This window comes from Streptomyces sp. NRRL F-5630 (assembly GCF_000719475.1).
Taxonomy (GTDB): domain Bacteria; phylum Actinomycetota; class Actinomycetes; order Streptomycetales; family Streptomycetaceae; genus Streptomyces.
In genome coordinates, this window is the sequence record NZ_JOGO01000076.1 from 18038 (window position 1) to 27321 (window position 9284).

5 protein-coding genes are annotated in these 9284 nt (G+C 74.7%); all 5 read left to right on the forward strand.

Annotation, left to right across the window (positions count from 1 at the left end; translation table 11 throughout):
* Positions 1–136 precede the first annotated feature (136 nt).
* The 5 genes from iolB to IF99_RS0125665 all read left to right on the forward strand — a co-directional run bounded on the left by iolB (position 137) and on the right by IF99_RS0125665 (position 9118).
* Positions 137–1105 (forward strand): 5-deoxy-glucuronate isomerase, encoded by a 969-nt coding sequence (gene iolB, locus IF99_RS0125645; RefSeq protein WP_030999834.1) that lies wholly within the window; start codon positions 137–139, stop codon positions 1103–1105.
* Positions 1102–3078, forward strand: coding sequence for a 3D-(3,5/4)-trihydroxycyclohexane-1,2-dione acylhydrolase (decyclizing) (gene iolD / locus IF99_RS0125650; RefSeq protein WP_030999836.1), 1977 nt, complete (start codon positions 1102–1104; stop codon positions 3076–3078). Before iolB ends, iolD begins: the two co-directional genes overlap by 4 nt.
* A gap of 208 nt (positions 3079–3286) precedes the next feature.
* Positions 3287–4786 (forward strand): CoA-acylating methylmalonate-semialdehyde dehydrogenase, encoded by a 1500-nt coding sequence (locus IF99_RS0125655; protein WP_030999838.1) that lies wholly within the window; start codon positions 3287–3289, stop codon positions 4784–4786.
* A 194-nt stretch (positions 4787–4980) separates the two neighbouring features.
* Positions 4981–7902 carry an alpha/beta fold hydrolase gene (locus IF99_RS0125660; RefSeq protein WP_234340850.1) on the forward strand — a complete coding sequence of 974 codons (2922 nt, stop codon included), beginning with the start codon at positions 4981–4983 and terminating at the stop codon, positions 7900–7902.
* Positions 7903–8356: 454 nt separating this feature from the next.
* Entirely contained in the window at positions 8357–9118 is a 762-nt protein-coding gene (locus tag IF99_RS0125665; protein WP_234340851.1) for an ABC transporter permease subunit, read from the forward strand.
* The last annotated feature ends 166 nt before the right edge of the window (positions 9119–9284 follow it).

Sequence of the window (9284 nt, forward strand, 5' to 3'; positions counted from 1 at the left end):
GTGAGGCCCCGTACCGGGTGACGTCCCGCACAGGGTGACGCCCCGTCCGCACCGCTCACCGATGCGCGCCACGGGGTAGGGGAGCAGAGTGGAAGCAGCGGGACGGCCGACGCGGTGGTGAGAGGGAGCGAGCGCGATGGATGGCAGTGACAGCCGTACCGGGACACCCCGGCGTTCCGGCGAGGACGCACGCGTACCCCCGCCCCCGCCGCGCCCCCTCCTCACCTCGCCCCACGTCCGCGCGGGCACGGCCGTGACGATCCCTTTCGCCCTCGACGTCTCGCCCGCCCGCACCCCTCTGCTGCGGCACACGGCGCTCCGCGTGATCGAGTTGCCGCCCGGGGCGCGGCACGTGCTGGTCACGGGGGAGTACGAATGGCTGGTCGTCCCGCTCGCGGGCGGCGGTACGGTGCGCGTGGACGGGGAGGAGTTCGCGCTGCGCGGGCGATCCTCCGTCTTCGGCGCGGTCAGTGACTTCGCGTACCTCCCGAGGGACGCGCGCGCCGAGATCTCCTCCGGCGCGGGAGGCCGTTTCGCTTTGGCAGGAGCGACCTGCGGGCGCAGACTCCCCGCCCGCTACGGCCCCGCGCCGGAGGTACCCGTCGAGCTGCGCGGGGCCGGGCGGGCCGGACGGCAGGTCAACAACCTCGCGCCCGCCGGGGGGTTCGCGTGCGACCGGCTCATGGTCGTCGAAGTCCTGACCCCGGCGGGCAACTGGTCCTCGTACCCGCCGCACAAGCACGACGAGGCGGTCCCCGGGCGCGAGAGCGAGCTGGAGGAGATCTACTACTTCGAGCTGTCGGACCCGCACGGCCCCGGCGACGCCTACGGCCTCCAGCGCGTCAGCGCCTCGCGCGCGGGCGGCACCGAGGTCTTCGCCGAGGTGCGCGCGGGGGACGCGGTGCTCATCCCCGACGGCTGGCACGGCCCCTCGGTCGCGCCGCCCGAGCACCACCTGTACTACCTCAACGTCATGGCGGGACCCGGCCCCGCGCGCGAGTGGCTGATCACGGACCACCCGGCGCACGAGGGCGTGCGGGACGCGTGGGCCGGACTCGCGCAGGACCCCCGCCTGCCCCTGACCTCCGCCGAGGAGCGCGCATGAGCGACGAGCAGGGACCCGTGCCCGCCCCCGAACCCCCGCTCCCCCCGCAACCGCCCCAGAAGACCCGCCGCCTCACCGTCGCGCAGGCCCTCCTCGTCTTCCTCAGCCGCCAGTACACCGAGCGCGACGGGGAGCGGCAACGCTTCGTGCAGGGGCTGTGGGGCATCTTCGGGCACGGGAACGTGGCCGGGTTCGGGCAGGCGGTCGTCGAGTACGGCGCGGTGGACGGCCCGTACGCGATGCCCTTCCACCAGGGCCGCAACGAGCAGGCGATGGTGCACGCCGCGAGCGGCTTCGCCCGCCACCGCAGGCGCCTCGCGACGCACGCCGTCACGACGTCGATCGGCCCCGGCGCGACCAACCTCGTCACGGGCGCCGCGCTCGCGACCGTCAACCGCCTGCCCGTCCTCCTCCTTCCGGGCGACTACTTCGCGACACACCCCGCCGACCCGGTGCTCCAGCAGCTCGAACACCCGGTCTCGGCCGACGTCACGGTCAACGACGCGCTCAGGCCCGTCTCCCGGTACTTCGCCCGCGTCCACCGCCCCGAGGCCCTGATCCCGGCCGCCCTGGAGGCGCTCCGCGTCCTCACCGACCCGGCCGAGACCGGCGCGGTGACGCTCGCCCTGCCGCAGGACGTCCAGGCGGAGGCGTACGACTGGCCCGAGGAGTTCCTCGCCGAGCGCACGTGGCACATCCGCAGGCCCCCGCCGGACCCCGCCGCGCTCGACGAGGCGGTGGCGGCGATCCGCGCCGCGCGCCGGCCCCTGCTCGTCGCGGGCGGCGGCGTCCGCTACAGCGCGGCCGAGGACGCGCTGCGCGCGCTCGCCGACGCGACCGGCATCCCCGTCGCCTCCACCCAGGCGGGCAAGGGCGCCCTGCGCCACGACCACCCCGCCGACGTCGGCGGCATCGGCCACACGGGCACCGCGACGGCCGACGAACTCGCCCGCGCCGCCGACCTCGTCCTCGGCGTCGGCACCCGCTGGAGCGACTTCACGACCGCGTCCGCGACGCTCTTCGAGGGCGGCGCGCGCACGGGCGGCGACGGGGTGCGCTTCGTCAACCTCAACATCACGTCGTTCGACGGCCACAAGCAGGGCGCGATCCCGCTCGTCGCCGACGCGCGCGCGGGGCTCGAAGCGCTCACGGAGCGCCTTGAGGGCTGGCGGGTCGACGAGGCCGAGATCGCGCAGTACACGCTCGACAAGGCGCTGTGGGAGGAACGCGTCGAGGGCTACACGCAGCCGGAGGACGGCGTCGCCGACCTCGTGCGCCCCAACCAGGCGCACGTCGTCGGCGCGTTGCAGGCGGTAGTCGGGGACGAGGACGTGGTCATCAACGCGGCCGGTTCCCTCCCCGGCGACCTGCACAAGCTCTGGCGTACGCGCGGCCCGCTCCAGTACCACGTCGAGTACGGGTACTCCTGCATGGGATACGAGATCCCCGCCGCGCTCGGCGTGTGCCTCGCGCAGCCAGGGGTGCCCGTGTGGGCGCTCGTCGGCGACGGCACGTACCTCATGCTCCCCGGCGAACTCGTCACGGCGGTGCAGGAGAACCTGCCGCTCACGCTCGTGATCCTCCAGAACCACGGCTACGCGTCGATCGGCGGCCTCTCGCGCGCGGTCGGCGCCGACGGCTTCGCGACCGCGTACCGCTACCGCACCGCCGACGGCGCCTACAACGGCGCCCCGCTGCCCGTCGACCTCGCCGCGAACGCCGCGAGCCTCGGGCTGCGCGTGCTGCGGGCCCGTACGGTCCGCGAGGTGCGCGAGGCACTCGCCGAGGCCCGCGAGGCGGACCGCCCCACATGTGTCTACGTCGAGACCGAAACGACCGACACAGTGTCCGGCGCGCCCCCTGCCCAGGCGTGGTGGGATGTGCCCGTGGCCGAGACGACGACCCACCCCTCCACCGTGCGGGCCCGCAAGGAGTACGAGCGGCACAGCGCCGAGCGGCGCAGGCACCTGTAGCGGTCCTCGCGGGGCGGTCCGTTCTTACGGGGCGTTCCTACGGGGCGGCGGTTCTTGCGGGGGGCGGTCCGTGCGGGGCCTGGCCCGCCGTACATGGCTGGTTCGCGTACGTGGCGGGTGGCGTGCGGGTGTGCGGGGGCCCCGGGCCGGGGAGCGTCCCCCGGGTACGGCCACGGACCGACCGCGTACGCGTAGAAGGGTGACCGCAATGAAGACCGTCCACCACTGGATCGGCGGCAAGAGCGTCGAGGGCACATCGGGCGAGAGCGGGCCGGTCACCGACCCCGCGACCGGGGCCGTCACCACGCGCGTCGACTTCGCCTCGGCCGCCGACGTCGACGCGGCCGTCGCTGCCGCGCGCACCGCGTACGCGACGTGGGGCACGTCCTCGCTCGCGCGGCGCACGGGCATCCTCTTCCGCTACCGCGCGCTGCTCGACGCGCACCGCGAGGAGATCGCGCGCCTCATCACCGCCGAGCACGGCAAGGTCCACGACGACGCGCTCGGCGAGGTCGCGCGCGGCCTGGAGATCGTCGACCTGGCCTGCGGCATCACGACCCAGCTCAAGGGCGAACTGTCCACGCAGGTCTCGCACCGCGTCGACGTCGCGGCGATCCGGCAGCCGCTCGGCGTCGTCGCGGGCATCACGCCGTTCAACTTCCCGGCCATGGTGCCGCTGTGGATGTTCCCGATCGCCCTCGCGTGCGGCAACACCTTCGTCCTCAAGCCCTCCGAGAAGGACCCGTCGGCCGCCGTGCGCCTCGCGGAACTCTTCGCCGAGGCCGGGCTCCCTGAGGGCGTCCTGAACGTCGTGCACGGCGACAAGGCCGCCGTCGACCGCCTGCTCGCGCACCCGGACGTCGCGGCGGTCTCCTTCGTCGGCTCCACACCGATCGCGCGCCACATCCACGCGACGGCGAGCGCCAACGGCAAGCGCGTGCAGGCTCTCGGCGGCGCCAAGAACCACATGCTCGTCCTGCCCGACGCGGACCTCGACGCGGCGGCGGACGCCGCCGTCTCGGCCGCCTACGGCTCGGCGGGCGAGCGCTGCATGGCCGTCTCGGCGGTGGTCGCCGTCGGCGCGACGGGCGACGCGCTCGTGGAGCGCATCAAGGAACGCGCCGCGAAAATCGTCATCGGCCCCGGCGAGGACCCGGCGTCCGAGATGGGCCCGCTCATCACGAAGGCGCACCGCGACAAGGTCGCCTCGTACGTGCGGGGCGCGGCGGCACAGGGCTGCGAAGTGGTCCTCGACGGCACGGACTTCACGGTGAAGGGCTACGAGGAGGGCCACTGGATCGGCCTCTCCCTCCTCGACCGCGTCCCGGTCGGGGCCGACGCCTACCGCGACGAGATCTTCGGCCCGGTCCTGTGCGTGCTGCGCGCCGAGACGTACGAGGAGGGCCTTGCCCTCATCAACGCCTCGCCCTTCGGCAACGGCACCGCGATCTTCACCCGCGACGGCGGCGCGGCCCGCCGCTTCCAGCTGGAGGTCGAGGCCGGCATGGTCGGCGTCAACGTCCCGATCCCGGTCCCGGTCGGCTACCACTCCTTCGGCGGCTGGAAGGACTCCCTCTTCGGCGACCACCACATGTACGGCAACGACGGAGTCCACTTCTACACACGCGGCAAGGTCGTCACGACGCGGTGGCCGGACCCCTCGGAGGCGGCGACGGGAGTGGACCTCGGGTTCCCGAGCAACGGGTGAGGTGACCGGGGTCGCGCGGCCCGAAGGGTGCCGGGTGAGGCGGTCGGCTCGCTGTGTGGAGCCCTTTCCTCCGGGTACGGGAGGGCGTGCAGAAACGATCTCTCAGCGGTGCGCCGCGCATCTCGTACGACGATCGCCCGCCCCTGTGGATAACTTTCGCGGCCCGCCTCGCGGAAGCCCGTACGGTGTGGGGCATGGATCTCCGCACGTCATCGCGACGCACGTCACGGCGGTCCGGCGGCCTTCCACGGGGACCGGGCGCCGGACGGGCCGCGGCGCGCTCCCCGTACCGTCTCGCGGCGCGTTCTCCGTTCCGTCTCGCGGAGCGCTCCCCGTTCCGTCTCGCCGCCGTCCTCGCGACGGCCCTGCTGCTCCTCGCGAGCACGCTGCTGCCGGGTCTCACGCCCCCGGCGTCCGCCGCCTCGGGCGGCGGGGGCGACGGTACGGAGAGCGGCGGCGTCCACCGTGCGGAGAGCGGCGGCGTCCACCGTACGGACGCCTTCCGCCGTATGCCGGACGGCACCCGCATCGACACGAGCTACTTCACGGCGGGCGATCCGAGCAAGAAGCGCCCCGCCGTCCTCCTCGCCCACGGCTTCGGCGGCAGCAAGACCGAACTGCGCTCCCAGGCCGCCTCCTACGCGCGCCAGGGCTACGCCGTCCTCACCTGGTCCGCGCGCGGCTTCGGCCGCTCCGGCGGCGAGATCGGCCTCAACGACCCGGACCACGAGGTCAAGGACGTCTCCCGCCTCGTCGACTGGCTCGCGCGCCGCCCCGAAGTCCTGCTCGACAAGAAGGGCGATCCCCGCGTCGGCGCGACAGGCGCCTCGTACGGCGGCGCGATCTCCCTGCTCGCGGCGGGGCACGATCCCCGTATCGACGCGATCGCCCCGGAGATCACGTACTGGGACCTCTCCCAGGCGCTCTTCCCCGACGGCGTCTTCAAGAAGCTGTGGGCCGGGATCTTCTTCACCTCCGGCAGCGCGGACCTCGGCTCGCGCGTGGCGGGAGTGGGCGTCGGCTGCGGCCGTTTCACGCCCGAACTGTGCGCGATGTACCGCAGGGTGGCCGAGCACGGCGCCCCGGACGCGGCGGCGACCAAGCTCCTCCACGACCGCAGCCCCGCCGCCGTGGGCGACCGCGTCAAGGTGCCGGCCCTCGTGATCCAGGGCCAGTCCGACTCGCTCTTCCCGCTCTCGCAGGCCGACGAGACGGCCCGGCACATCCGCGCCAACGGCGCCCCCGTCTCGGTCGACTGGATCGCGGGCGGCCACGACGGCGGTGACATGGAGGTCCCCCGCCTGACCCGCCGCATCACGACGTGGTTCGACCGCTACCTGAAGAAGGACAGCGCGGTGGACACCGGCCCGGCCTTCCGCATCTCACGCGCCGGCCCCGTGGGCGCCACCGACGACAACGCCCCCCTGACCGGCGCGGATCTCTCCGCGTACCCGGGGCTGACCGGCGGCGTCCCCGGCCGTACGGCGGCCTCGGACCGCGAGCCCGCCCCGGCGGGCCGCGACGGGTCCCGCGTCCGCTACACGGAACACCGCTACGCCCTGCCCCGCCACCGCCAGGTCTTCGCCAACCCGCCCGGCGGCTCACCGCCCTCGCTCTCGGCCGTCCCCGGCCTCGGCGACGGCCTCGCCCGGCTCGCGGAACGCACGGGCCAGGGCTTCGCGGTCGATTTCCCCGGCCAGTTCGCCCGCTTCGACACGAAGCCGCTCGCCCGGTCCGTCCGCGTCACGGGCAGTCCCACCGTCCAGGTCCACGTGCGCTCGTCGACCGGCACGGCGGTCCTCTTCGCGAAGGTCTACGACGTGAGCGCGGACGGCAAGAAGCAGGTGCTGCCCGCCCAACTGGTCACCCCGGTACGGGTGACGGGCGCGCGCGAGGGCCGTACGGTCTCCGTGACGCTCCCCGCCGTCGACCACCGGGTCCCCCAGGGGCACCGCCTGCGCCTTGTCCTCTCCGCGACCGACCTCGGCTACGCCTCCCCGGCGGCCCCCGCCACGTACTCCGTCGCCCCGGCCGGTGCGCTGACCGTTCCGAGCCTCCCGCAGGCCGCCGGCAGTCGGGCGCCGCTCCCCGTCTGGGTATGGGCGCTTCCTGCCGCCGGAGCGGTCCTGGCGCTGCTGCTCCTCCTGATCCGCCGCCGCGCGGACGCGACGCCCCCGCCCGACCCGGACCTCGCGGACGTACCGCTGCGCATCACGGGCCTGGGCAAGAAGTACGCGCGCTCCACGGACCGCTGGGCGGTACGGGACCTCTCCTTCACCGTGGGCCGCGGCCAGGTCCTCGGCCTGCTCGGCCCCAACGGGGCGGGCAAGACGACGACGCTGCGCACGCTGCTCGGTCTCGTGACCCCGGACGAGGGGGAGATCCGCGTCTTCGGCCACGCGATCCGCCCCGGCGTGCCGGTCCTGTCCCGGGTGGGCGCCTTCGTGGAGGGCCCGGGCTTCCTGCCCCACCTCAGCGGTCGCCGCAACCTCGACCTGTACTGGAAGGCGACGGGCCGCCCCGAGGCGGACGCGCACACCGAGGAGGCCCTGACGATCGCGGGCCTGGGCGAAGCGCTCGACCGCCCGGTCCGCACCTACTCGCAAGGGATGCGCCAGCGCCTCGCGCTCGCGCAGGCGATGCTCGGCCTCCCCGACCTCCTCCTGCTCGACGAACCGACCAACGGCCTGGACCCGCCACAGATCCGCGAGATGCGCGAGGTGATGATCGCGTACGCGGCCTCGGGCCGCACGGTCGTCGTCTCCAGCCACCTCCTCTCGGAGGTCGAACAGTCCTGCACCCACCTGGTGGTGATGGACCGGGGCCGCCTCGTCACGGCGGGCCCGGTCGAGGAGATCACCGGAGGCACGGGCGCGGTGACGATCGGCCTGGCCCAGCCGGTCCCCGACGCGCTCCTCGCCAAGGCGGCGGCGCTTCCGGGAGTGGCCGAGCTGACCCGCGACGACGACCGCACCCTGCTCCTCCACCTGAAGGAAGGAACAACGACGACGGAACTCCTCGGCCCCCTCCTCGCTCTGGACCTCCCCATCACGACAGTGACCCCGCAACGCCGCCTGGAAGACGCCTTCCTCCACCTGATCGGGGGCCCGTCGTGACGAGGACACCGCCACACCTCGTGGGCGCGTCGCGCGGGTCGGCCCGCGCTCCCCGTCCGGGCACGCCGAGTGCCGCCCGGACGGCACGGGCGCCGCGTACGCCGGCAGCGGTGCGCCGAGGCGGCTTCCGCGGACCGCCCGGCCCCCATGCCGGCGCCGGGCGCGGCGACCGCCGCACACCGCTGCCCGTCGGCAACCGTCCCCCCGGGCTCCCCGCTGCCCCCGATCCCGACCCCGCTCCCCGTCCACAGCCCTGGCCCGTTCCCGCTCCCGTGCCCGGCCCGACCGGAGGTTCCGCGTGACGCACCTCGGTAGTAGCTGGCCTCCGCCCCTGCCCGGCAGCGGGGCCGAAGCCGCCCCCGCCTCGCCACGTGCGGAGGGGTACCGGCCCGGACGGACCTTGCCCGTCCGGGTGGAGCTGCGGCGGCAGTTGACGCGGCGGCGGACGGCGGTGATGGGGGCGGTGCTGTTCCTGCTGCCGTTCGTGCTCGCCGTGGCCTTCGCCGTGGGCGGGACGCCCGGCGGGGACGGCCCGAACGGGCAGCGCGGCACCCTCATGGACGCGGCGACGCGCTCGGGGGCCGACTTCGCGGCGGTGTGCCTCTTCGTCTCGGCGGGCTTCCTGCTCGTCGTGCCGGTCGCGCTCTTCTGCGGCGACACGGTGGCGGCCGAGGCGAACTGGTCGACGCTCCGCTACCTCCTCGCCGCCCCCGTGGCCCGCCACCGCCTCCTCGCGAGCAAACTCGTCGTCGCCCTGGCCTGCTCGCTCGCGGCGATGATCCTGCTGCCGCTCGTCGGGCTCCTCCTCGGCACGGCGCTCTACGGCTGGGGCCCGCTCGAACTGCCCACGGGCGACTCCGTTTCCGCCGGGGCGGCCGTACCGCGCCTCGCGCTGGCCGTCGCCTACCTCTTCGTCTCCCAACTCGTCACGGCGGCCCTGGCCTTCTGGCTCTCGACCCGCACGGACGCCCCACTCGGCGCGGTCGGCGGCGCGGTCGGCCTCACGATCATCGGCAACGTCCTGGACGCCGTCACCGCCCTCGGCCACTGGCGCGACTTCCTCCCCGCCCACTGGCAGTTCGCCTGGACCGACCTCCTCACCCCCGACCTCGCCTGGCACGGCGCGGCGAAGGGAGCGGCGATCTCACTGACCTACGCCCTGATCCTCTTCGCCCTTGCCTTCCGGGGCTTCGCGCGAAAGGACGTGGTGTCCTGACGGGCTGAGGGGGCCCGGGAGGACGAACCCGGCACGGAGGGCGAGCGGGAGAGGGCCCGGCCCGCCCGGCGCAGGCGGGCGGGGGAGGGGGCGGGCGGCGGCCCTGCCTCCGGCCCGTACCCGGCCCCACACCCCGCGCGGCCCCACACCCCGCGCCGCCCCACAC